This window comes from Acidovorax sp. Root217 (assembly GCF_001428645.1).
Lineage (GTDB): Bacteria > Pseudomonadota > Gammaproteobacteria > Burkholderiales > Burkholderiaceae_C > Acidovorax.
Window position 1 is genome coordinate 94,228 of sequence record NZ_LMIH01000018.1, and the last position, 23,579, is coordinate 117,806.

27 protein-coding genes are annotated in these 23,579 nt (G+C 68.3%); 4 read left to right on the plus strand and 23 right to left on the minus strand.

Going from position 1 to position 23,579, the window contains the following annotated elements; translation table 11 throughout:
• The 21 genes from ASE31_RS18895 to ASE31_RS18995 form a co-directional block, all read right to left on the minus strand.
• Nucleotides 1-993: an acyltransferase gene (locus ASE31_RS18895; protein ID WP_057203372.1), complete on the minus strand. Its 993-nt coding sequence runs from the start codon at nt 991-993 to the stop codon at nt 1-3.
• Complete coding sequence (locus ASE31_RS18900; RefSeq protein ID WP_057203373.1) at nt 990-1,766, minus strand: glycosyltransferase family 2 protein; 777 nt, start codon at nt 1,764-1,766, stop codon at nt 990-992. The genes ASE31_RS18895 and ASE31_RS18900 overlap by 4 nt, the downstream gene beginning before the upstream one ends.
• The gene (locus tag ASE31_RS18905) at nt 1,763-3,475 is read right to left on the minus strand and encodes an AMP-binding protein (protein WP_057203374.1); all 1,713 of its coding nucleotides are present in this window, start codon (nt 3,473-3,475) and stop codon (nt 1,763-1,765) included. Before ASE31_RS18905 ends, ASE31_RS18900 begins: the two co-directional genes overlap by 4 nt.
• A 54-nt stretch (nt 3,476-3,529) precedes the next feature.
• The gene (locus ASE31_RS18910) at nt 3,530-4,081 is read right to left on the minus strand and encodes a hypothetical protein (RefSeq protein WP_057203375.1); all 552 of its coding nucleotides are present in this window, start codon (nt 4,079-4,081) and stop codon (nt 3,530-3,532) included.
• A 23-nt stretch (nt 4,082-4,104) separates the two neighbouring features.
• Entirely contained in the window at nt 4,105-4,365 is a 261-nt protein-coding gene (locus ASE31_RS18915) for an acyl carrier protein (protein ID WP_057203376.1), read from the minus strand.
• A 29-nt stretch (nt 4,366-4,394) separates the two neighbouring features.
• Nucleotides 4,395-4,655 (minus strand): phosphopantetheine-binding protein, encoded by a 261-nt coding sequence (locus ASE31_RS18920; RefSeq protein WP_057203377.1) that lies wholly within the window; start codon nt 4,653-4,655, stop codon nt 4,395-4,397.
• Nucleotides 4,642-5,418: a 1-acyl-sn-glycerol-3-phosphate acyltransferase gene (locus ASE31_RS18925; protein ID WP_057203378.1), complete on the minus strand. Its 777-nt coding sequence runs from the start codon at nt 5,416-5,418 to the stop codon at nt 4,642-4,644. The genes ASE31_RS18920 and ASE31_RS18925 overlap by 14 nt, the downstream gene beginning before the upstream one ends.
• Nucleotides 5,411-6,172 (minus strand): beta-ketoacyl synthase chain length factor, encoded by a 762-nt coding sequence (locus tag ASE31_RS18930; protein ID WP_082604254.1) that lies wholly within the window; start codon nt 6,170-6,172, stop codon nt 5,411-5,413. Before ASE31_RS18930 ends, ASE31_RS18925 begins: the two co-directional genes overlap by 8 nt.
• Before the next feature lie 241 nt (nt 6,173-6,413).
• Nucleotides 6,414-6,722: a hypothetical protein gene (locus ASE31_RS18935; protein WP_057203445.1), complete on the minus strand. Its 309-nt coding sequence runs from the start codon at nt 6,720-6,722 to the stop codon at nt 6,414-6,416.
• Nucleotides 6,723-6,727: 5 nt separating this feature from the next.
• A complete protein-coding gene (locus ASE31_RS18940; protein WP_057203380.1) occupies nt 6,728-7,171 on the minus strand; it encodes a hypothetical protein in 444 nt (147 codons plus the stop codon).
• Between the two features lie 21 nt (nt 7,172-7,192).
• Nucleotides 7,193-9,241 (minus strand): hypothetical protein, encoded by a 2,049-nt coding sequence (locus ASE31_RS18945; RefSeq protein WP_057203381.1) that lies wholly within the window; start codon nt 9,239-9,241, stop codon nt 7,193-7,195.
• Entirely contained in the window at nt 9,238-9,936 is a 699-nt protein-coding gene (locus ASE31_RS18950) for a hypothetical protein (protein WP_057203382.1), read from the minus strand. The genes ASE31_RS18945 and ASE31_RS18950 overlap by 4 nt, the downstream gene beginning before the upstream one ends.
• A gap of 18 nt (nt 9,937-9,954) precedes the next feature.
• Complete coding sequence (locus tag ASE31_RS18955) at nt 9,955-10,296, minus strand: hypothetical protein (RefSeq protein ID WP_057203383.1); 342 nt, start codon at nt 10,294-10,296, stop codon at nt 9,955-9,957.
• Between the two features lie 67 nt (nt 10,297-10,363).
• Nucleotides 10,364-11,356, minus strand: a complete 993-nt coding sequence (locus ASE31_RS18960) for a N4-gp56 family major capsid protein (protein WP_057203384.1) — start codon at nt 11,354-11,356, stop codon at nt 10,364-10,366.
• A 100-nt stretch (nt 11,357-11,456) separates the two neighbouring features.
• Entirely contained in the window at nt 11,457-12,545 is a 1,089-nt protein-coding gene (locus ASE31_RS18965; protein WP_057203385.1) for a hypothetical protein, read from the minus strand.
• Nucleotides 12,546-12,788: 243 nt separating this feature from the next.
• Nucleotides 12,789-13,097 (minus strand): hypothetical protein, encoded by a 309-nt coding sequence (locus tag ASE31_RS18970; protein WP_057203386.1) that lies wholly within the window; start codon nt 13,095-13,097, stop codon nt 12,789-12,791.
• A gap of 59 nt (nt 13,098-13,156) precedes the next feature.
• Nucleotides 13,157-14,356, minus strand: coding sequence for a hypothetical protein (locus ASE31_RS18975; RefSeq protein ID WP_157412559.1), 1,200 nt, complete (start codon nt 14,354-14,356; stop codon nt 13,157-13,159).
• Between the two features lie 27 nt (nt 14,357-14,383).
• A complete protein-coding gene (locus ASE31_RS18980; protein WP_057203388.1) occupies nt 14,384-15,847 on the minus strand; it encodes a hypothetical protein in 1,464 nt (487 codons plus the stop codon).
• A 175-nt stretch (nt 15,848-16,022) separates the two neighbouring features.
• Complete coding sequence (locus ASE31_RS18985) at nt 16,023-16,535, minus strand: hypothetical protein (protein WP_157412560.1); 513 nt, start codon at nt 16,533-16,535, stop codon at nt 16,023-16,025.
• Nucleotides 16,536-16,710: 175 nt separating this feature from the next.
• A complete protein-coding gene (locus ASE31_RS18990) occupies nt 16,711-17,523 on the minus strand; it encodes an SHOCT domain-containing protein (RefSeq protein ID WP_157412561.1) in 813 nt (270 codons plus the stop codon).
• Nucleotides 17,524-17,696: 173 nt separating this feature from the next.
• Nucleotides 17,697-18,671: a LysR family transcriptional regulator gene (locus ASE31_RS18995; RefSeq protein ID WP_235514623.1), complete on the minus strand. Its 975-nt coding sequence runs from the start codon at nt 18,669-18,671 to the stop codon at nt 17,697-17,699.
• 312 nt (nt 18,672-18,983) lie between these two features.
• Between ASE31_RS18995 and ASE31_RS19000 the strand changes: the two genes are divergently transcribed.
• Genes ASE31_RS19000 through ASE31_RS19010 form a run of 3 tightly spaced genes read left to right on the plus strand, consistent with a single transcriptional unit; the run spans nt 18,984 to nt 21,674 of the window.
• A complete protein-coding gene (locus ASE31_RS19000; protein ID WP_235514647.1) occupies nt 18,984-20,129 on the plus strand; it encodes a M20 aminoacylase family protein in 1,146 nt (381 codons plus the stop codon).
• 60 nt (nt 20,130-20,189) lie between these two features.
• The gene (locus tag ASE31_RS19005) at nt 20,190-21,221 is read left to right on the plus strand and encodes a tripartite tricarboxylate transporter substrate binding protein (protein ID WP_082604256.1); all 1,032 of its coding nucleotides are present in this window, start codon (nt 20,190-20,192) and stop codon (nt 21,219-21,221) included.
• A 60-nt stretch (nt 21,222-21,281) separates the two neighbouring features.
• On the plus strand, nt 21,282-21,674 hold the full coding sequence (locus ASE31_RS19010) for a hypothetical protein (protein ID WP_057203392.1): 393 nt from the start codon (nt 21,282-21,284) through the stop codon (nt 21,672-21,674).
• Nucleotides 21,675-21,715: 41 nt separating this feature from the next.
• Here the strand turns inward: ASE31_RS19010 and ASE31_RS19015 are convergent, their stop codons facing one another.
• Together ASE31_RS19015 and ASE31_RS19020 are read right to left on the minus strand one after the other, a co-directional pair.
• Nucleotides 21,716-22,111: a VOC family protein gene (locus tag ASE31_RS19015; protein ID WP_057203393.1), complete on the minus strand. Its 396-nt coding sequence runs from the start codon at nt 22,109-22,111 to the stop codon at nt 21,716-21,718.
• A 13-nt stretch (nt 22,112-22,124) separates the two neighbouring features.
• Nucleotides 22,125-22,847, minus strand: a complete 723-nt coding sequence (locus tag ASE31_RS19020; protein ID WP_057203394.1) for a class I SAM-dependent methyltransferase — start codon at nt 22,845-22,847, stop codon at nt 22,125-22,127.
• 219 nt (nt 22,848-23,066) lie between these two features.
• Between ASE31_RS19020 and ASE31_RS19025 the strand changes: the two genes are divergently transcribed.
• Entirely contained in the window at nt 23,067-23,516 is a 450-nt protein-coding gene (locus ASE31_RS19025) for a MarR family winged helix-turn-helix transcriptional regulator (RefSeq protein WP_057203395.1), read from the plus strand.
• Nucleotides 23,517-23,579 lie beyond the last annotated feature (63 nt).

The window sequence follows — 23,579 nt, forward strand, 5'->3', positions numbered from 1 at the left end:
TCATGCAGCGGGGACCGGGCGCGCGGGCGCGGCCTGATCCCAGAAGGGGAAAAAATTGAACCAGTCGTAGGGCGCCTTGCGCAGCATGCGTTCGAGCTGCTGGGCGAACAGGCCCGCATACTCGGCCAACGCCTGCTCGCGCCGGGCACGCGGCAGCAGCACGCGCTCGGCCAGCGGTACGAACTCGACCGCGTAGCCTGCGCCATCGTGCACGCAGCCCATGAAGTACAGCGGGCATTCGAGCACCGAGGCCAGGATGTAGGGCCCGCAGGGGAAAGGCGCCTGGTGCCCGAGGAAGGTGGCATGCGTGACGCGGCCCTCGCGCACGGGCACGCGGTCGCCGGCAATGGCGATGAGTTCGCCGCGCGCCACGCGCTCGCCGAGCATCATGGCCGTGGCGGCGTTGAACTCGGTCACCTGCAGCAGCTGCACGCCGCTGTCGGGCGCCAGGCGCTGCAGCACGCGGTTGAAGCGCTCCGCATGGGCCGTGTGCACCAGAATGCTCAGGCGCAGGCCCGCGTGCCGCTCGGCAATTGCCCGGCACAGCTCGATGCAGCCCATGTGCGCGGTGACCACCACGGCGCCCCGGCCCTGCTGCTTGAGCAGCGCACTGAACTGCTCGCGCCCGGTGAAGGCCACGCGGTCGAAGCGGTAGCGCCCGGTGAGGGCCAGCAGCTTGTCGAGAATCACCTGCGCAAACATGCGAAAGTGCCGCTGGCTCTGGCGCCAGCCCGGCACGGCAGGCCACAGGCCGTGGGCCGCCTGCATGCGCTGCAGGTACTGCAGCGACGAGCGGCGCGCCACCGGGCTGGCCAGCCAGTAGTAGGCGACGATGGGGTACAGGCACAGCAGAAAGGGCCAGCGCCCCAAAAACCGGTGCACCTGGTACAGCAGCCACATGCCGGCGACGAAGGTGTTCTCGCCCATCTGCGCCCAGTGCGGTGCATCGGCCGCTGCGGCAGCAGCCTTGGCGTCGGGCGCCGGTGCCGTCATGCCGCGTGCCCGGTACGGCGCCGCCCCACGAGCTTGCGTGCCAGCAGCAGGGGGCTGCGCAGCAGCATGCCGCCGAACAGCCGCGTGTGCATGCCCGAGATGAGCACGTTGTCGCGCCACACGCGAAAGTGCGAGAGCCCGTCCTGCGGGTAGGTCACGGCCGTGCGCTGGGTGAAGAAGGGCACGCCCTTCCAGTGCATGCGCACGAGGATCTCGGTGTCGAACTCCATGTGCTTGCCGATGCGCGCGCCGTCCATCACGCCGATGGCCTCGCGCAGCGGGTAGACGCGAAAGCCGCACATCGAATCCTCGATGTCCAGCGACAGGGTGTTGATCCACACCCACACATGGGTGGCATAGCGGCCGTACAGGCGCGCCTTGGGCACGCTGGCGTCGTAGCGCGGCGCGCCACAGACCATGGAGCCGGGCTGCGCCCGGGCCAGCGCGATGAAGGCGGGGATGTCGGCCACGGCGTGCTGGCCGTCGGCGTCGATCTGCAGCGCGTGGCTGTGGCCCGCCGCCAGCGCATGGCGCATGCCGGTCATCACGGCGCCGCCCTTGCCCTGGTTCTGCGGCAGGCGCAGCAAGGTGACCTGCGCGCCGTGCTGCACGGCCAGCGCGTCGAGCACGGCGGCGCAGCCGGGCTCGGAGCCGTCGTCGACCAGAATGCAGTGCAGGCCCGCACCGAGCACGCCCTGCACCATGCGGGCGATGGTGGTGGGGTGGTTGTAGACGGGAATGATGGCCACGGGGTTGAATGCGGCGTGCGTCATGCAGCACCTCCCTGCACCAGGCGGCCACTGGCGTGCGGGCCCCGGTGGGAGGTCAGTGAAAACTGCAGTTGGCCCTTGTCGGGCACCCATTGCAGCTGCACCTGCACGCTGGTACCGGGCAGGATGGGCTGCTGGAACTTGACCACCTCGGCCCGCATGAAGGCCGCCGGGATGCCGAAGGCCTGCGTGCCCAGGGTCACCACCCAGTGCAGCTGCGCCACGCCGGGCACGATGGGCGCGCCGGGGAAATGCCCGTCGAGCACGCGCAGCCCGGCGTCCACCTGCAGCGTGGCCGTGGCGCGCAGGTCGCCGCGCTCCGTCCACAGCGGCTGCGGCATGAGTGGGCGGAACAGCGCCAGCAGGTCGTGCTGCGTGGTCTTGCCCTGCGCGTTCTGCGGCAGGCGCAGCACGTAGCGCCAGCTGCGCGGCAGGGCCACGCGGTCCACGCAGGGCTCCAGCATCGCGCGCAGCGCAGCGCCCAGGGCGCGGCGGCCCTGCTGCTGCAGCGCCATCCAGCCGGCGTCGCTGAGCGCCAGCACCATGCCCACGCGGTCGGCGGCGGGCGGCGCTTCGAGCACCACGGCCCGGGCCGCAGCCACCCAGTCGCTGGCGAGCAGCGCGTTTTCCATGGCGGTCAGCGAGATGCGCTTTTCGGCGATCTTCACGATGCGGTCGGCTCGGCCCTGCAGCACGAAGCCGGCACCGCCATCCTGCGGCAGCGCGCGGTCGGCAGTCTCCCACCAGGCATCGGCATCGGGCAGGTGGCCCGAGCGCACCGAGAGGCACCCGCTGTCGGCCAGGCGCACCTGCACACCCGGCAGGGGCTGCCAGGCATCGCCCTGCTCTGCCCTGCGCCGCCAGGCGATGCCGCCGGTCTCGGAGCTGCCGAAGACTTCGGTGGGCGAATGGCCGAGCAATGCCAGGCAGTGCGCCGAGGCCTCGGGCGGCAGGGGGCCGCCCGATGAAAAGATGCCGCGCAGGCCTTGCGATGCCGCCGCCCAGTCGAGCGCGTCCTGCAGGCGGCTGAGCATGGCGGGGCTGGAGATCAGCACGCAAGGGCCTGGCTGCGACAGCTGCGCCACCAGTTCTTCTGGGTAGCGCAGGAACCCGGTGCCCAGGTGCCGCCCGGCGGCCAGCGGCCACAGCACGCGGAACAGCAGGCCGTAGATGTGCTGGTGCGACACGGTGGCCAGCGTGCGCAGGCCGGGCGCTTGCGCCATGGGGCCGAACACTGCCTGCAGCGCGTGCACCTCGGCATCGAGCTGCGACAGCTGCTTGACGATGCGCTCGGGCACGCCCGTGGAGCCCGAGGTGAACAGCACCACCTGCGCATCGCGAAGGGACAGGGGCTGCAGCACCACGGCCGGGGCCCCGGCTGCATCAGGCTGCAAGGCACCGGGCAGCAGGCCCGCGGTGGCCTGCACCTGGGGCAGCAGGTGCGCCAGGGTGTGCGGCTGCAGGTCGCTGGCCAGCACCGGGGTCTTGCCCGCGTGCCAGGCGCCCCAGAGCGCGGCGGCAAAAGCCAGCGGGTCGTCGAAATACAGGCCCACCTCGGTGCCCTGCACCTTTTGGAAGGCGGCGCACCAGGCCTGCACGGACAGCACCCAGTCGGCGTGCTGCACCGTACGACCGCCGATAGCCGCCACCGCATGCACGGCGGCACGTGCCTGCGGCAAGGCCACTTCGGACAGCGCTGAAAATGCTTTCACTTTGCTCGATTCCTGGATTCTTGGAGTTGTTGGACAGGGACGGGAAATTCAAACTCAGGCCAGCGCGCCGCGGCGCTTGACCCACTGGCGCACACACCACTCGGTGCCCATCAGGCAGCCCATCAGCACATAGGCGATGAGCCCGTTGTACAGCGCCCAGGTGGCATCGCTGCTGAAGGCGGCGGTGTAGGCCGCCGCCGCGCCGTTGGCCACAAAGAACACGCACCATACGGCGGTCACCTTGCGGGTGTAGCGTACCCCGGCTGCGGGCAGGTCGGGCTCGGTCAGCCGGGCCAGGCGCTCGACCACCGTGGGCGGGTGACGCAGGCTGACCAGGAACACCACCAGCAGCACGGCATTCACCAGCACCGGGTAGAGCTTGACGGCCAGCGCATCGCCCTGCCACCAGGCGGCCAGGGCCAGTACCGCCGCGCCCAAGGCCACGGCCCACCAGAAGCGCTGGCGCGTGACCAGGGCGCGCAGCACGGCCAGCGCCACCAGCAGCACGGCCAGCCACTGCGGCGCCACATGGCCCATGGCCAGGTACACGCCCAGCGGGTACAGCACCGTCAGCACCACCAGCACGGCGGTCACGATCTTGTGCATGGCGGGCAGGTTGCCGAACCGTCTCAGGAAGCGGGGGCGGCGTCGTTCACCAGATGGTGCAGCGCGTCGACCACGTCCTGCACGGTGCGCACGGACTTGAAGGCGTCGGCGTTCAGGCGCTTGCCCACCCAGGGCTTGAGCTGCACGATCAGGTCCACGGCGTCGATGCTGTCGATGTCCAGGTCGTCGTACAGGCGGGCCTCGGGGGTGATGCGGGCGGCGTCGATTTCAAACGTCTCGCGCAGGATGGCGGCGATGCGTTCGTAGATGGCTTCTTTGTTCATGTTGGATTTTTCCGTGAAGGCCGCCCGGTTCAGTGCGTGCGGCTGGCGGCCACGAAGGCGGCCAGCGCCTGCACACTGCCAAAGTGCTTGCGCGTCTGCTCCGAGTCGGCCGACATGCTCAGGCCATAGCGCTTTTGCAGGGCCAGGCCGAGCTCCAGCGCGTCGATCGAATCCAGGCCCAGGCCTTCGACGAACAGCGGCGCTGCCGCGTCGATGTCCTCGGGCGCGATATCTTCGAGCGCCAGGCTGGAGATGATGATTTCTTTGATTTCTTGCTCAAGTTGAAGCACGGGCAGGTCCCCTGAATAGTTGTACGGACAGGTGCTCGGTCACATGGCGCGCTGCCAGCGTTTCGCTGGCTGCCGAGTCACAGAATTCTTGCACCGCAATGTCGGGCTGCACCTGGATGGTGAAATGTGGCTTGCGCACGGGCACCTTCCACCACGGCGTGCCCTTGGTCAGCATGGGCAGGCTGCTGTGGATGTGCACGGGCGTGATGTCGATGCGCCCGCGCACCGCCACATGGGCGGCACCGCGCTGCAGCCGATTGGCGCCCTGCAGCGGCGTGCGCGTGCCTTCGGGAAAGATGATGAGGTTGTTGCCGTCCTTGAGCGAGCGTACACAGTCCTCCAGTAGCCCCGCGCCATCGCCGTTGGTGATGAAGCCCGCCGCCCGGATGGGGCCGCGCGTGAAGGGGTTGCTTGCCAGCGCCGCCTTGACGATGCAGTCCGCATGGCGCACGAAGGAGATCAGGAACACCACGTCGATCAGCGAGGGGTGGTTGGCCAGGATCAACAGGCCCCGGCGATTCAGGCGCTCGGCGCCATGCACCTCGTAGGAGATCACGCCCACCCAGTTCATCAGCCCCACGAAGCCGCGAAAGCAGTGGTGGATGATGGTCTGCGACAGCTGCTGCTGGCGCGCGGCCCCGCGCACGAAGAGCATGGCCACGGGGCACACCACGATACCCAGCACGATGCCGCCCAGGCCGAACACGGAAAAGCAGAACCCTGTGGCCACGATGCGCCAGGCGCGGTTGATCACTTCAAGCATGCACGCGCTCCCACATCCATCGGCCCGAGGCATGGCCACGCACCAGGCTTTGCCGCTCGCCCTGCAGCAGAAAATGCAGCGCATCGAGCCCGTGCGGCAAGGCGCCCGCCTGGCCTTCGCCCTGCGGCGCGTCGTCGTCGAGCGCCTGCAGCACGAAACCTGCTTCGCCCGCCTGCAGGGGCGCCAGCAACGCGGCCCAGGCGTATTCGGCTGCGGGCTCATCGTGGAAGGCCGCGTAGTCGGGCGGCAGCACCTCGTCGTAGCAGACCAGCAGCACCTCGGCCGCACCCTGCGGCGCATCGCTGAGCAGGCCCAGGGCTTCGACCACACCGGCCTCGGGCGCGCAATGCGAGGACGCAACGCAGACCGCGTTGGCGCGCATGCCGCGCAAAATGGAATGCTGGGCCCCCACGGCGTTGTGCACCGACAGGCCGAAAGCGGTGGGCGACAGGGGTTCATCCAGGGCCTGGGTGCGCAGCAGCGCCAGTGCCTTGTCGGCATCGCCATAGCGCGAGGCCCAGACCACGGGGATGTCGGCGCCGTCTGCGGGCGGCAACACGGTGTCGGCTACGGCAACGGCCATCTTCGCCAGGTGGCCCAGGCGGCGGCGCGACATGGCGGGCACGTGGGGCAGCTCGACCGCCGTATCCCCCACGGGGCACACCGGGGCCTTGGCCCATTGCAGCCATTGCTCCTGACTTTGCAGGCCCGGTGCTATCGCAGCCCACGCCCGAACGGCGAACGCAGCGCGCACGGCCCTCTCCTGATTTCATTGGTTAACGTGTGCACGGCGCACACGGTTCAATTATCTCAGAAAGGCCCTTTGGGGCGACAGTTTTACCGTTACAAAAGAGCACAAATACCCACCCTTGTGCGGGTTGCGCGTGCTGGCGCAACGGTTTAGGGGTTATTACCCACCCGTTCGGGTGGGGTCCGCTTCGTTGCATACAGGCGACAGGGCGCCACCCCACCCCTACCCTGCCCCCCGCTGCGTCCTACTCCTCGAACCCGAACCCCACCGCCGACACCCCGGCCGCGCTGGCCCGCGCCACGAGGTACTGGCCCGGGCCGACCACGATGGCCGTGCGCTCCAGCACGCCCGAGGGCGGCAGGTACACGTCATATTCGATCCACTCCGCATCGGTGGGTGTGGCTGCGGCAGCCAGCGCCACCCGGGCCAGCACGGCCCAGGTGTTGCGGTTGACCAGCGACAGCGTGAGCGTGCCGGTCAGCGTGGCTGGCTGGTAGAGGGTGGTGGCCGTGGCCGCAGCCAGGTCCAGCGCAAAAAGACGTCCGTTGGCCATGTCGATCAAGCTCCTGAAAGAAAGAAAACCTTGCTGCGCGACTGCACCGGCGCCCACTGGTGCACGCCGGCAACCACGAACAGCGCCAGCGGCCGGGCCTGCACCGGCGACACGGGCAGGCCGATGGCCCCGCCCGCCTGGGCGCTGACCCAGGCCTGCACCCAGTTCGTGCTGGCCAGGGCCTGGCTGTTGTCGCCCGGCGGCACGGGCGTGGCGGCGGTGACAGTGCCGGTCACCGTGACGTTGCCGGTGACGGACTGGTCGCCAGTGAGGGCGTTGCCGCCGGCCAGGCTGGCCTTGGTGGCCAGGCCGGTGGCGAGCTGGCCGGTCTGCCCGGCCACGCCGTCGAAGCCCAGCTCGACGCGCTGGAACTCGTCCTTGAGGACCTGCTCGTCCACGCGCTGGCCGGGCAGCGGGTTGAAGACGCGGTGGTAGAAGGTGTTGGCCATGGGTGTGGTTCCTTTGATTGGCTATCGGTCCAGGCGCCGCGGCGTGTACACCACCGATACGCTCTGCAGCGTGTGCGGCAGCTCGTCGCGCGCGGTGCTCACGATGTTCAGGCTGAGGTCGGTGCCCACGCCGTCCAGCCGCACCTTGGAGAGCACGTTGGCCGGCACGCTGTAGTAGCTCTGGCCGTAGTTGCTCACGCTGTAATAGGCGCCGCCGGCGTTCTGCAGCACGTTGACCACGTCGGTCAGGCCCACCTCGGGCTTTCCCAGGCTGTACTCGCCCTGCACCAGCAGGCGGCAGGCGCTGCGGTTCTTGCTCTCCAGGTCGACGCGGCGAAAGCGTTTTTTCTCCATCGGGCTCTTGGTGTGGTTGAAGGCCAGGCGCAGGTAGGCATGGATCTGCGCGCCGTCGAAGCTGCGGCCCCGGTCGGCCTCGTAGACAAAGCCGTCGTCGCTGCCGAAGAAGTTGCGCGGCTCGCCGCCGACCACCGCATCGCAGGTGCAGCGCACCGTGCGGCCATAGTCGATGGGCATGAAGGCCAGCGCGCTGCCGCCGTCGGCCGTGGGGATGGGCGTGACGCTCAGGCTTTCGCCCGTGGCAAAGAACAGGCGCATGCGCTTGTCGGCCCGGTTGACCACCGAGGCCGTGACCTGCCGCGCCTTGAGCAACCGCTGGATGCGCGAGGACAGCGGCAGCCGCTCGAAGTTGCCGAAGGCCTGCGTGGCGCTGACCACGGCCACGCCCAGGGTGTCGAACACCAGCACGCGCCCCAGGTTCTGCACGCTGCCGCGCTGGGCGCCCACGTCGTCGGCAAAGTTCACGAAGCGCCAGTCCGCGCTGCTGCTGCCGTACAGCACCCAGGTGCGCTCGGCGGCAAACACCATGAGTGCGCCGCCCTCGGCATCCGACGGCAGCACCTGGAAGCCCGTGACCACATCGCCGGCCGCGATCTCGGCGGCGCCCACCACGGCGGACCAGCGGCAGGGGTCGCCCACGGCACTGTGCTGCACCGAGCCCTCGAAGCTGAAGAACAGGTGGTTCTTGTGCGCCACGCAGTGCACGGGCTTGTCCACCGCCATGCCGGTGGCCAGGGGCACCAGCACCTCGCCGTCGAACTCGAAGCCGCGGTTCACGCCATCGGCGCCGTAGATGCGCTGCTGCCCTGCGCGGCCGTTGAAGTTGTAGACCACGGCATCGAGCCGGCCGCCGGGCAACTGGGTGATGGCCGCCTCGGCGCCGCTGGCGGTGGCGGCCACGCCGGCCGTGAAGGCGCCTGCGGTGAACGGCCCGCCCGACGGCGCCGTGACGATGAAGCGCCCCTTGGCCGTGCCGGCCGCCCAGGTGCCCGACTCCACCACCACGCGCTTGACCATCGCGGACACGGTCCCCTTGGTGATGTTGGCGCCCACGGCCGGCTCTGCCCCGCTGCCGCCGGTGAAGGCCAGCTCGTGGTGATGGAACACCGGCATCCAGCCGGTGGCCGAGCTTTTGTAGATGCTGCAGGCCGTGGCGGCCACGTTGTCGCGCCAGGCGTAGACCGTGCCATTCAATACGGCAATGCCCCGCAGCGGCCCCGACCCCGGCACGGCGCCAATGGCCGCGCGGTAGTGGTCGGCGGCCAGCGCCGCAAAGGCGTTGTCGTCAAAACCGTCGATGTCCGAGGCATCGCCATCGAACACGCCCACAGCGCTGCCCGCCACCGTGAGCGGCTCGCCCACGGCGAATGCGCCCGTGAGCTTGGTCACCACCATCTGCGCCGCATTGCGCAGCGCCAGCACCAGGGCCGTGGCCCCCGAGGTGGCACCCGCCACCGTCTGCCCCACGGCTAGGCCCGTGAAGGCGGTGGCGGCGCGCAGGCACTTGAAGGCCGCATCGCTGGGCCGGGGCCGGCCGTCAAAGCGTTCGTAGCCGCCGATGCGCTCATAGCCCTCCAGAGCCGAGCTTTCGTAGTTGATCGCGCCCGTGACCATGCCGGGGCGCAGGGTGAGCTGCGCCGACTCGGCATCGAGCCCGCCCGCGAGCGGGAAGTACTGGGTCTTGAGCGCAGGCATGCGCATCTCGCCGGTCATGCCAAGGGCCTCGCACCGAAGCCGGGCCTGGGCAGCTGCGACTGCGCCAGCGCCGAAAACCCCATGCTGTAGTTCTGCTCGGCGCGCTGGTAGACCTCGCTGGCCGCGTCGAAGCCGCCGTACTCGCGCAGCGCGCGCCAGCCGATCAGGTTGTGAAAGCGCGCCGGCAGGGCCGGCTCGTCGGCGTCGAGCACCATGTCCACCACATCCTTCACATAGGCCGCGCGCACCATGTGCGCCGCGTCGGGCGTGGGCCCCACCAGCAGCTCGCCGCCGGGCGCAATGCTCCAGCACTGCAGCGCGCCCGGCGCATGCACACCCACCAGAAAGCGCTGGCGGAACGCCTCGTAGTCGAGCCAGGCCAGCGCATGCTCGCTCACCTGCCCGTCGGCCACGCGCCAGGCGCTGGGGCGGTAGCCGTCGGCCGCAGGCTTCCAGGCGGCGAAGTCGGCCAGGGCGAAGCCGGGGGCCGCAGCCTCGGGCACCATCAGCAGGGCACCGGCCGCCACCTGGCCCAGCGCCTCGCCGCGGCGAAACAACCAGGACTCGTGCGCCAGCGCGATGTCGCGCCAGGCCCAGTTCACCCACTCGAACACGCGGGCATCGTCGCCGCTGGCCGTAGTGGCCGAGGCCGGCGGGCCGCCCGACAAGCCGCTCTCGCGCTTGACGGCCCGGGCCAGTTGCAGGAAGTTCATGGTGCGCGCCCTCCCCGCTCAGCTTTTGCGTTGCAGGGGGAAGCGGGGCTTGTCCACCCAGCGCATCCTGTCGATGTTCTCGGGCTCTTCGGGGTCGGCCTCGCGCACCGTGTAGGCCAGGCCTTCGATGTGGTCGGCCATCTCCACCGGCACGCGCACCCAGCGCTCGCGCTGGATCTGGATCTGGTAGTTGTTGAGCCCGAAGAACGGCTGTTGCGGTTCGTGCAACTCGCCCTTGAAGAGCTTGATCTCGCAGGTCTGGCCCGAGAAGCCGTGCTGCTGCACGGCCACGTCGATGTCGGTGTCTGTGCCGGCGGTGGGTTCGGCCAATGCGGCGGCCTTGGGTTGTGCTTTTGCCATGGGGGTGTTCCTTCCAAAGAAGGGGCCGGCAGCGTGCCGGCCCCTGGGTTGCGATGTGAAGCGAAGGTCAGGCGGACACGCCGTGCTCGATGCGGGTCATCCAGGCGTCGTTCAGGATCGCCGCCGCCGACCACATCTTGAAAGCGACGTGCCCGCGCTGGCCCATGGGGTCGCTGTCGCTGGGCTTGGGGTTGACCACGATGGGCGTGAGGCCCGAGCCCGATGCCGACAGGTTCACCGTGGCATAGGCCTCCTTGCCGACGATGACCGACTGGTACACATCCACCGCCGTGCCGCCCAGCATTCCGTTCAGCGTGGCATTGCCGGCGTTGACCAGCGGCGCGTACAGCGTGGACGAGACGAAGCGGATGTTCTCGAACGAGCCGATCTCGTTCTCGCACAACGGCTTGAAGGTGCCGTAGTTCTGAATGCGCGTGTAGCCGGCCGGGAAGAACGCGGGGTTCTGCAGGTCCATCTCCACGTTGGGGTGCACGAAGCACACGTAGCACGGCGGGATGGGCAGCGTGCCCACGCCGTCGGTGGCGTTGAGCACGGTGGTCAGCGCCCGCGCGTCCTGCGCCTTGAGCTGGCGGATCGCGCGGCGCGCCACGTTGGCCGTCATGGTCGTGTTCACCGTGTTGCGCGCCACGCCGTTGGCGTACAGCACCTGCGTGCCGGCCTTGATGGTGTTGTACAGGATCAGCTCCTGCGTTTGGCCGGCGGTCTCGCCCAGCGAGGCGCTCAGTTCGCTGAGCACCGGGTCTTCGTGCGTGTCGGCAATCACGTCGGTGATCTGCACGCGCTGGCCATACTGTTCCAAGTTGGCCGACACGTCGGTGCTGGTGATGTTGCCCTGCACGGGCGTCACGCCCTCGGTCAGCGGCGTGGTGGTGGGCGCCAGGCGGCCATAGCGGCGCCACTTGACCACCTTGGTCTTGCCCTTGGGCACGGCAGTCACCACGGCAAACTTGGCCATGTTCAGGGAGGGCTGGGCACGCTCCAGCATCTTGTCTACCGCATAGGCGGCGGTACGGGGGGTGATGTCACCGTAAACGGTCATATCGATTGCTCCTCATCGGGAAAATTGGGTGTGGGTGTCCAGGCGCTGCGGGTGGCCGCAGCGCCCGTCTATGGAGCGCATGGGGGCGCCGGGCCTTGCGTCAGCCCGCGCGCGTCAGGCGCTGGCGCCTAAAGAAGTCCAGCGACGCCTCGAAGTCGTCCTCAGGGGGCAGGCCGCCCTTGGCGCCGCTGGCGCGCGAAGGCAGGCCCGCCGCCGACTGCAGCCGCGCGGCATTGGCGCTCGCGCGCTGGGCGGCCGGCTGCTGGGGGTAGTGGGCAATGGGCGCACGGCCCGCGCGGCGCAGGTGCGCGTCGTAGGCGTCCATCACCGCGATGGCCTCGCCCGGGTCCTGCCCCTGGTAGAAGGCCGCCTGGATGGGCTGCGGCTGGGTGTGGATCCAGGCGCTGAAGTCCGTGCTGCGCACCACCTCCACGGCATTCGGGTAGGTGGATTGGAAGGTCTGCATCGCGGCCTCGTAGGCGGCGCTGCGTTGCTCCTGCGCGCGCTGCTCCTGCTCGGCGCGCAGGCCGTGCAGCGGCTCGACCATGCGGGCGGCGGTCTGCTCGGCCACCGTCGCGGCCTGCGCATCCACGGCCTGCAGGGCCTGCTGCACGGCGCCCACCAGCCCATGCAGCTCGGGGAACTGCTGCACCTTCTGGGACAGCTCGGCCAGCCGGGCAGCGGCGGCGGATCCATCCGCGGCAGCGCCCGGCGCGGCCTTGCCGCTGCCCTTGAGCTGGGCGTTCTCCTGCAGCAGGCGGTCGCGCTCGGCCCGCGCCTGGTTCAGGTAGCGGTTGAGCTGGCCCACGCGGCCCATCTCGCTGCGCGCCTTGTGCAGCTCTTCCTGCGTGCGGCGCAGCAGCTCGGCGGGGTCGGGGTTGCCGGCCCTTTCGGTGTGCTGCGCGGCGCTGGATGCAGGTGCGCGCGCACGGGCCTGCGCGGCATCGGTGCCCGTGGCTTCGGCGCCCATCGCCGTTGCTGCGGGCAAGTCCCCATCGGGGCCTGCCGGCATGGCGGAGGTGGGCACCTGTGCATCACCACCCGTTTCCACACGCTCCTGGCGCAGCGCATCCAGCGCCTGTGCCATCTGGTCCTCGGCATCCATTGCGCTGGCGGCGCCCTCGCCGGGTTCCAGGCTGGCGGCGGAGGTGGAGTGGTTGCTGTTGCTGCTGCTGTCGGTGGCGTTCATGGTGCGGTCTATCCTTCTTCGGCATGGCCCGCGCGGGCCAGAGGCAGTGGTGGTTGCTGACACCGGGCACATCGCCCGTGAAAGCAATGTCCGCGAAGAGGCGACCGCGCTGAAGGGGTGGCATATATGCCGCCGTTTCAGAGGCCCTCCGAGTCGAGAGGAGTGATGAAGATGGTGGCGTTTCACGGCACGCCAAGCGAAAAAAAAGCCCGCACTCGGCGGGCTTGATTTATCGGATTCCCATCAGATGTCGGGAAAATTCTGGCTGACGAAAGACTCCACAAAGGCGAGCGCATCGGGCTGCAGCCGGTCGATCTGGCATACCTCCTGGTAGCTCCTCCAGAACATCTGCACCCGATCGGTCACGCCCGGTGGAAAATCCATCTGCCTGGCCACGATCTCCTGCCACGACCCCTGATCGCGGTACACTGCGGCCAGTCGCGGCTGCATGGCAACCAACGCAGCGTTCTGTGCCTCTCCCAACTGGCCGATCACGTCCAGAAAATAGCTGTCCAGCAGCCTCAGAAAGGGCTTGCCTGCGTAGCGATCCATCTCAATCCTCCTTGGGTTTATCGGGGTTCAGCTCTGTCGTGAGCGGAGCCTTGTTTTTACTATCTTTCCGGCAAAGCCTGGCCATTGACTGGCCCTTCTCCACGGTTTTTCGGCTTTTTCTTTTTGTTGGCTGGCGCGCCCGCAGGGATTGCCCATTCCGAATAGCCACCCCGAGCTCCATCGTCGGGGTGAAGAGCTCGCCAAAATGGCGAGCCAGGGGTGTGTTGCTCCTGAGGGACCAAGCGCATCACACCGGCCTCGCCATGAGCAGCCGACCTGGAGGCATGCTCCCACACCCAACCCGCAGGAGTTTTGCGCCCCCCCGTCGATGACACTGCACCCATCACACCCGGGATCAGCCGCTCCATCATCTGTGCAAACTCAGGATCGAGAACAAAGGCGCCATCAAGGGCCGCATTGGCGCGATTGAAATGCACCGCCCGGCTTCTTCCAAAGTCCTCCAGCTTCAACTTCATCTCGAAAGCTACCGTGTAGGCGTGGGAAGCCCAGGGCAATCCGTCAGCCCCCATCTTGGGCCACAACGCCTTGCGAGAATCGGCTTGCGCCTCACCGCTTTCAATCGATGGGCCTGTTCTATCGCCCACATCCGGCATCGCGAGATCTTCCGATCCAGCATACCCACCAGCCATGCCGGACTGCATGGATTCCGCCACCTGCGCGCCAAGGGGCGCAGCCCTTTCCGCAAAGGCGGGTAATGGGACGTCTTGTTCCTGAGCCAGCACTTTCTTTGCACGCGACGCGCTGCGTGGTGCCACATGCAGCTGGTTGCCAGGCATCTCGAGAAGATCGCCTTCGGGGATTCCAGCCTTTCTCAGCCGTGCCAATGCCGACTGCCCGTTGCTCACCACCGACAGGGTCCCTTCGCTGAGCAACTTCATGCGCGTTGGCAACGCCGGTGCAGCACCGTCGGCGCCGCCCAACGGATCGAAGGAGCGTTCGGCCGGCTCAGACACCTCTTGCCTGCTGGCAAGAAGCTTCCCAGGCAACAACGACAAAACCTCCTGCGCTCGCCTCGCGCTGCCTGGCTCCACCATCACCCCGCCTGGACTTGCAAAGATATCCGAGAGCGCTATTCCCGCCTGCTGAAGTGCTTCACCTACGAGGACGGGGTCCCCCCGCACGGCCAAGGTACCGCTGTCCAGCACCTCCATCCGGGATATGGCGGCCATTGCAGACGGCGAGTCTTGCGCGCCCCGCTCCCGTTGCACCGAATCCGCCTGCACAGGCGTGGACTTCATGGCGCTCGCTGTCGCGGCCTGCGGCGCCTAGAAGGGCAGATCGTCGGTACGTGGCCAGCCTGCCTCACGACCTTGTGCTTCATTGGGACCACCGTGCCGACTGCGGCCATGGCCACCCAACTCCTTCGGTCCTGCCGAACTCTCACGCTCGGGGGCAGGCAGGTGCGGCGATGGCTGATACGGCGTCTCGGGCGGAATATCACCTCCGGGAACATCGTCTTCAGAAACGGACGCCACAGCATCGACACTCCCGGGGCGCCTTCGCCCCCTGGCGCCCGACGCAATGCCGAACAGTGCGCCTGCAGCAGCTTCGTCGAGGTACTGAGCCACCTGGCCCTGGCCATACGGATCACGGCCGGCCCCCCACTCCTCGGGCACACGCTGCACAGGCTCGGTACCGCCCTGCACGGCCATCTGGGTGCCCATGGACTTGCCCAGGCGCTCCAGTGCATTCCCCTTGAAGGTCTTGGCGGTCAAGGCATCCAGGCCAATCCTGTTCGCGAGCGTGTCGATGGCCGTGGAGACCGTGGCACCGGTCAGCATCGTTGGCAGGTCGAGCAGCTTGCCAGTCCTGCGCGCCTCCTCGGCCGCATCGGCGTAGACAGAGCCAAAGGTCTGCATCGTGCTGTTCAAGGCAATGCCAACAACCTCTCCCAGGGCCTTCTTGCCCACCGTGTTGGCAATCAGGCCGCCCATGCCGGCCGAGAGAATGGTGGTTGCCGCCTGAAAGCCCGCGTAGCCGCTGTTTTCCAACGCCCACTCCAACGCGTCACCTGTACTGCGAATACCGGTGAAGGTCGGCGCAAGGCTGATGTTGTTGACGCCGCGCATGGTCTCCCGGTACCCCTCCAGACCCCAATCGCGCAGTTCCTCGCTCCCGGTCAATTCACCCGCCAGGCCGGCCGCGCCCATGGCGGTGGCATAGAGCCCACCCGCCCCCTGCGCCAGCCCTCGTACGACGGACGGTATCTCCTGCGCTGCGGCGCGCTGGCGGGCATCGGCGCGCAAGGCACGCATTTCCTTTTCTTCGGCGGCCACGCGCTCGCGCTCAGAATTGGGGCTGTAGCGCTGCACGATGCGCTCGCCTGTCACGGCGTCGGGGCGCGCCTTTTGCGTCCGCGCATTCAGGCGCTGTTCCAGATTGGCGTCGAACCGCGCGTTGCCAGCGGCATCGGCAGCCGCATAGCCCAGCGCCATGTACTGCGCCTCCCGGTCCGCAGGCTTGTGCTCGATGGCAGGCTGGGACAGGTTGAACTGCGCCAGCGCGCGCAGCCTCTCACGGCTGGCAGGGTTGATCTCCACAAGCCGCTGCACCTCCTGCTCCAGCGCCAGTTCGCGCTGGCCAGCGTCGGTATCAAGCCGCATGCCCGAAGCAACCCCCCGCCCTCCACCGGCGCCGCGCCAGGCGTGGGCCGACGTGATGACCTGCTGCTCGGACATATCCTCCTGGTCATCGGCAGCGCCAGGCCAGGCCAGCTGGAAAAGGTTCATCGGCGGCCCTTCGGCGGGAACAAGTGGATCGGATCGCCACTGTCTGCCCAGGCCGGCCGGCCGCACAGGGTCCGCATTTATGCGCGGGCAAGGCCTCCATTACCCCAAGGAAACAGCCAAAAAAAGCCCGCACAGGGCGGGCTACTTGAGGGCGGAGGTCACAAACGGCCGGGCATCACCACAGCACCCCAATCAGCGCAAACGCCCCGCCCAGCACGAACATGGTCTGGAACAGCATGCTGCGCAGCTTTTCGTCCGCGCTTTCGCCGGACCACGACTCCACGCCAGTGAGCTGGATCACCGAGCCCCAGGTGGCGAAGATGGCGCCCAGGGCGGCCAGGACCTTGCCCATGTCGTCCGGAAAGATCAGCTCCAGCGGCCGGCCCAGGCCCGAGTACATGATGACCAACAGCATGAACACCCCCACGATGGCCAGGCCCGAGCGCCAGAACTGGGTGCGCGTGCGCAGCAGGCGCGCGAGCGATGCCTGGCGCATGGCCTCCAGCTCGGTGCCGGTGCTCCATGCGCCCGCGTTGTAGCGCGCCAGTTGGTCTGCGGGCTGGATGATGATGGCCAGGTCATGCGCGGCCGCCATGTCGGCGAAGCGCTGGCGGCTGAACAGAAACGCCCACAACGTCGGAAAGGTACTGAGACGCTTGGGCACCACAGGGGGCACCGGGGACGGCATGCTAGGTGTCCGCCCTCTTTTGCGCTGGCAGCAGCAGCCCATGCACGGCGCCCTGCGAGGGTGCGGTGCAACGGTGCGTGAAGTGGGAAATGCGATCTACTGCCATCCCTGGATCATAGGGGCAGGTGGCACAGGTGCAATAAAACAATGGCCGGCTCGGCGCACCCGCCCGAGTTCACTTCGCCAGCAGCCTGCCCTTGAGGTTCTGGAATTCCAGCTCGGTGATCGTGCCATCGGCCCGGAGCTTGCCCAGCTTCTGCAGCTCATCGGCCACCGAAACCGGCTGCGCAGCGGCAGGCGCTTGCGCGGCTGGCGGTGCCAGCACGGGTGCCGCAACCGGCATCACCGCCGCAGCCGGAGCACCCACCTTACGGTACTTCGCAGCCTCCACGCCCGCCTGGGCCACCAGGTCGTTCACCACCTGCGCATCGATCTCGATCGGGGCGGGGTTGGCGCCCAGGCCCGACAGCTGTATGCGCAGGGGCTGCGTGCGGGCCCGCTCCACGGCGGCGGGCGTGAGGTCGATGAAGATTTCTTCCGCGTAGGAGCAGCCGTTGCGGCACGACACAACCCGTGCGCCAAGGCGGCCGAGCTTGAGGCTTTCGCCCGCATCCGTCTGCGCCACCGAGAGCGCCTTCCAGGAGCTTGCGCGGTAGATCTCGTAGTAGTGCACGTAAAAGTCGACGTCGCCCGTGGCCTTGCTTACCAGGGCCGACAGTGTCCAGCGCCGCACGTCCATCGCACCGGCTTCGCGGCTGACGGGCTGCGCCTCCAGTTTGGCGAAGCGGTAGAAATCGCCAGTACCCGGCTGGAGGGCTCCGCGCTTCTTGGCCGCTGAGTCCTTCACACTGCCGCCGAGCGGCGGTGCAGGCGTATCGGAAAACACGCCCCGGTTCATGGCCTCCATGTTCGTGGCCTGCTGGGCAAAGGCCGCAGCGGCGCACAGCGCCATGGTGGCCACGGCCAGATTTCTTGCAAGTCCCTGCATGGGTCTCCCTCTCGACTTTGTTGTGTGGGCCCGGCTCTCACCAGGCAGCCGCATGATCATAGAACCTGCCTACAGCAACGCCACAGATGCGGCGGCGGATGACACAGGAACCAAAAGGACAAAGGCCGCGCCCGCGCAGGGCCGATGCAGAGGCAACCCCGCCTTGCCCGGCATCACACCCCGGCGCCCACGCCTGGCGCCATTTCCACCGAATAGAACACCCGCCGCAGCTCCGCGTCGTCCGACTGCACACTGGCCTGCACCTGCTCGGTAAAGTGCGCCAGGAAGCGCTGTGCGGCGAGCGACGGGGTTTCGTTGCTGCGGCGGATGATGCCCACGGTGCGCGGGGCGAACTGCTCGCGCAGTTGCAGCGCCACCATGCTGCCGCGCAGCGACGCGGTCTCGGCCAGCGGCCAGGGGCAGAAGGTGAGCATGTCGGTCTTTTGCACCAGGGTCAGCATCAGCGAGGCCGACTGGGCCAGGTGGATGTGGTGGCGCGGCACGGCGGCCCCGTGCTGGGTGAAGAGCTGGTCCATCAATTCTCTTTCACCACCAGGGCCGAAGTTGAGCACCCAGTCATCGCCCAGCAATTCGTGGATCGACGATGCGCCCGCACGCGGGTGGCCGGCACGGGCCATCACCGTGGCCTCGTAGGTAAAGAGTGGTGTGGACTGCAGGCCCAGCATCTCGTCGGGCGCGGCGATGCGGCCGATCATCAGGTCCAGGCTGCCCTCGCGCAGCTTGGGGTAGGCCAAGGCCGAGAAGCCGTCGAACAGCTCCAGCTGCACATGCGGCATCTCGGCGCGAAACGGCGGCAGCACGCGCGCCAGCAGGGTCTGCGCCACCCAGGGCGTGATGCCGATGGACAGGCGCTGCGGTGCGCCCGCGTCGCGGTGGCGGGCCAGGTCCTGTTCGGCCTGGTGCATCTGCTCCAGGATGCGCTGGGCGTGCTGCACCAGGTCGCGCCCGGCGGGGGTGAGGCCAATGCCGCCGCTGTGCCGGGTGAACAGCGCCAGCTGGCAGTCTGCCTCCAGCTCGCGCATGCCCTGGGTGACGGCCGCCTGCGTCACGCCCAGCGCACGCGCCGCCGCGCGGATGCTGCCGTGCGCAGCCACCGCGGCGATGTAGCGCATCTGGTGCAGTTTCATGCTGGCCATTATGGGTGCCCGCAGGCCCCGGCCGCTCTTGCACCCCCGCCCCAGCACAACCCCGTGACAACAGCAAGACAAGCACCGCCATGCGGTGCAAGGCAACCCCTGTCTGCCGCCGAGAGGGTGCGGTTTCTAGACTTTGCCTGCATACCGCACACCACACCAAGAACCGCCATGAACCAGGTCACCGAACGAGACAACGAAGAACAACAGCAGCCGCACCAGCACGTCCATGCGCACGCCCATGCGCACGGCAGCGCCTGCGCCACCGACCCGGTGCTGCCCGGCATCCGCGCCATCGAGGCAGAGATGGTGGCGCTGCGCCATCACATCCATGCGCACCCCGAGCTGGCATTCGAAGAATTCGCCACCGGCGACCTGGTGGCCGAGCGCCTGGCCGAGTGGGGCTACACGGTGCATCGGGGCCTGGGTGGCACCGGCGTGGTGGGCACGCTGCGCCTGGGCAGCAGCCCGCGTGTGCTGGGCCTGCGCGCCGACATGGACGCCCTGCCCATCCACGAGGAAACCGGCCTGCCCTACGCCAGCACCCACCAGGGCAAGATGCACGCCTGCGGGCATGACGGGCACACCGCCATCCTGCTGGCCGCGGCGCGCCACCTGGCGAAGGAGCGCAGCTTCGACGGCACCCTGCACCTCATCTTCCAGCCCGCTGAAGAAGGCCTGGGCGGGGGCCGAAAGATGATCGAGGACGGCCTTTTCGAGCAGTTCCCCTGCGACGCCATCTTCGCCCTGCACAACATGCCCGGCCACCCGGTGGGCACCTTCGGCTTCATGGGCGGGCCTTTCATGGCCTCGTCGGACTCGGTGAGCATCACCGTCAAGGGCCGCGGCGGCCACGGCTCGGCACCGCACCTGGCGGCCGACCCGGTGGTGGCCGCCGCGCACATCGTGCTGGCGCTGCAGACCATCGTCTCGCGCAATGTCGACCCCCGCGAGATGGCCGTCATCTCGGTCGGCGCCATCCACGGCGGAGATGCCCCCAACGTGATCCCCGGCAGCGTGCTCATGCGCCTGACGGTGCGCGCCTACCGCCCCGAGATCCGCGCCATGCTGCGCGAGCGGATCACCGCCCTGGTGCAGGCCCAGGCCGCCACGCTGGGCGTGCAGGCCGAGGTGGACTACCACTGGCGCTACCCCGCCCTGGTGAACGACGTAGCCAGCACCGACTTCGCACGCCAGGTCGCGCTCGACTGGCTGGGCGATGAAGGTCTCATGCCCAACCTGCAGCCCCTGACCGGCAGCGAAGACTTCTCCTTCATGCTGGAGCAGTGCCCCGGCAGCTACCTCATCGTGGGCAACGGCGTGGGTGATGCGCATGGCAGCGGCGGTTGCATGGTGCACAACCCCGGCTACGACTTCAACGACGCCTGCCTGCCGCTGGCATCGACCTACTGGGTCAAGCTGACCGAGCGCTTCCTGGCAACGCCGGCCTGATCCCTGCTTGCCTCGCCCCCTTACCCTGTTCGCAACCCTTCACCTCCACGGCCCCCAACCATGTACATGCCCACCTCCCGTCTGTTGACCCCCTTCCTCGCCGCGCGGCACACGCGCCGGGGCGCCCTCGGGCTTGCCGTGGCTGCGGCGGCATGGGCGTGCCATGCGCCCGCCGCCGTGGCCCAGGGCGCGCCCGCCTGGCCCACCAAGCCGGTGAAGATCGTCATTGGCTACCCACCGGGCGGCTCGGTGGACCAGGCCGCGCGCATCATCGGCGACGCGCTGGGCCCCAGGCTCGGCGCCACGCTGGTCATGGACAACCAGGGCGGCGCTGCCGGCGCCATTGCCGCGCAGCGCGTGGTCAGCAGCCCGGCCGACGGCTACACCCTGCTGGTCGGCTCCAGCAACGAGATGGCCGCCACCGGCCTGGTGAACCCGGCGCAGAAGTACGACCCGCTCAAGGACCTGGCGCCCATCGGCCTCATCGCCACCGCCCCCGTGCTGCTGGTGGCCGGCCCCAAGACGGGTGTGAAGACCCTGGCCGAGTTCATCGACCTGGCCAAGCGCAACCCTGGCAAGTTCAGCTACGGCAGCTCGGGCGTGGGCTCCACGCTGCACTTCGCGGGCGAGCTCATCAAGCAGCGCGCCGGCATCTTCATGACGCACATCCCCTACCGCGGCACCGCCTCGCTCACCAGCGACCTGGCCGGCGGCACGCTGGACTTTGCGATGCTGTCGCCCACCGCCGCCCTGCCCTTCATCCAGAGCGGCCGGCTGGTGCCCCTGGCCATCACCAGCGCCGCGCGCAGCCCGGCCCTGCCCAACGTGCCCGCCCTGGCCGAGCACCCGCTGCTCAAGGGTTATGACCTGGTCGGCTGGTTCGCCATGGCCGCACCGCGCAACCTGCCGCCCGCCCTGGCCCAGCAGCTCACCCAGGGCCTCAAGGCCACCCTGCAGGACCCGGTCGTGCGGCGCCGCCTCGAAGACGCCGGCATGGTGCTGCCCACCCCCCAATCCAACCTGGCCACGCTGATGCGTGACGACATGGCGCAGTACGCCAAGCTGGTGGACTTTGCCAAGATGAAAGACTGACCGCCTAGTCAGTGCGTGCGATCATGCGGCAGACCTATTTGTTCTTCCAACGGCCTGCCCATGACGACCACTACTGCCACCCCCGAACAATGCGCCGCCCTGCGCACCGCGCTGCTGGCGCTGCACCGCCACCTGATCGAGCTGGAGCGGCGCGACTATGAGAAAGTCCACGGCCGCCAGTCGGCCGGCGAGTTCCTGCAGGTCATGGCCTATGCCGAGTCCATGCGCTGGCTGGAGCCGCTGAGCCGCCTCATCGTGATGCTCGACGAGGCCATGGAGCCCGACAACGCCGATGCCGCCGAGGCACCCCACATCGTGGCAGGTCGCGTGCGCGAGATGCTCAAGCTGGAGCATTCGGCCGAAGCGGATTTTTCAGGGCACTACCAGCGGCACTTTCACACCTCGCCGGAGCTGGCGATGGCGCATGCGGCGGTGATCAAGGCGCTGGGGTAGGACTGCACCTGGGCTCGCAGGGGCGCTTCCTGCGGTGCAGTTCAGCCAGCCTCATCGGGCTGAACGAGATTGATCAGATTACCGCAGGTATCCTCCAGCAGCACCATCGTGATCGGCCCCGCGCGCATGGGCTCGCCGCGGAACTGCACGCCATTGGCCTTGAGCCGCGCGTAATCGCCCGCCAGGTTCTTGGTGATGAAGGCCGTGGCCGGGATGCCCGCCTCGAACAGGGCCCGCTGGTACACGGCCGATGGCGGAAAAGCCATGGGTTCGAGCACCAGCTCTACGCCCTCCACCCCATCGGGCGAGTGAACGGTGAGCCAGCGGAAGGTGCCCATGGGGATGTCCTTGTCCTTCACGAACCCAAGCTGGGTCGTATAGAACTTCAGGGCCTTTTCCTGGTCGTCCACGAGGACGCTGGCGAGTTTGATCTGCATGGTGGTCAGCTCCTCAAAGCGGTTTGCGCGCTACTGCATTGAGCAGGGTTTCCTCGCGATCCTTGGGCACGCCAAAGCCCATCCATTCCAGGGCGCCCAGGTCTTTGCGGCTCCACCACAGGTAGGGCATGCTGATGTGCTCGGGCTTCACCTCGAAGCCGGCTTCGCCCAGCATCGCCAAAAACTCTGGCGCGCTGCGCTGCACATGCATGGGGTGGCGAAACAGCAGCCGGATGGCCAGGCTGTGGATGTACGCGCGGGTGCTCTCGGCCAGCAGCAGGTGGCCGCCCGGCTTGAGCACACGAAAGATCTCGGCCAGCGCGGCCTGCTGGTCCACGATGTGGTGCAGGGTCTGGTGGCACAGCACCAGGTCCACCGATGCGTCGGGCAGCGGGATGTGCTCGGCATGTGCATGGTGCAGCGTGACGGGGGGGCTGACCGTCTGGCGCATCGCTGCGCTGCGCTCGGCAAAGTCCGGCTCGGGATCGAGGGCATGGATCTGGCTGGGGCGAAAGCGCTCCGCCAGCTCCGGGATGGAGTGGCCCAGGCCGGTACCGATGTCCAGCACGGCACCGCCCTTGGGCAGGTCGGGTGCCAGGCGCTGCAGGTCGTTGAGGGCGCGCTGCAGCACATGCACGCGCCAGGTCGCGGTGGACAGGAACCACAGGCCGAAGCGGGTCTCGGGGACAAAGGCGTGTGCCGGTGTTGCGGCCGGAGGGGACGAAAGAGAAGGCATGGATGGGCTTTGGCGCAGGGCCTGTGCGATGTTCTGGTGGGCGAGCCGGAGGACAGTTGTCACATCGGGCGGCTTTTCTCCAATAGATGATAGGTCAAGAGAAGGCCCAGCCCCCTATCCCCTGGTTCATGGAACGGTAACAGGCGTCGGCCCCTGGGCCGCAATCCCCATTGCACCACAATCATTTGAATTCAAATGATTGTGGTAAAATCGCTTCTTATGAAAGAAGCCCTGCCCGACCCACGCCACCGCATCGGCATCCGCCTGGTGGGCCTGGCACGCCGCTGGCGCCAGGCGCTGGATGCCCGGCTGTCCGCCAGCGGCCTGAGCGATGCCACCTGGGCGCCGCTGATGCACCTGCACGAGCTGGGCAGCGACAACGATGTATCGCAGAGCACGCTGGCGGCGGCCGTGGGGCTTGATGGCTCCAGCCTGGTGCGGCTGCTCGACATCCTGGTGGAGCGCGGGCTGATCGAGCGCCGCCCCCACCCCGAGGACCGCCGCGTGAAGCTGGTGCACCTGACGCCCGCCGGCCGGCGCACCGTGGCCGCGCTGCGCAAGCAACTGCAGGCCATCGAGTCGGAGCTGCTGGCCGACATCGGCGAGCAGGACGCGCTGGCGATGCTGCGCGCCTTCGAGCGCATCGAGGCGCGCATCGCCGCACAGTGAAGCACCCCCTGAGTCGCTTCGCGCCTTCACCCCTCTCTCGACTCGCTGCGCGAGTCGGGAGGG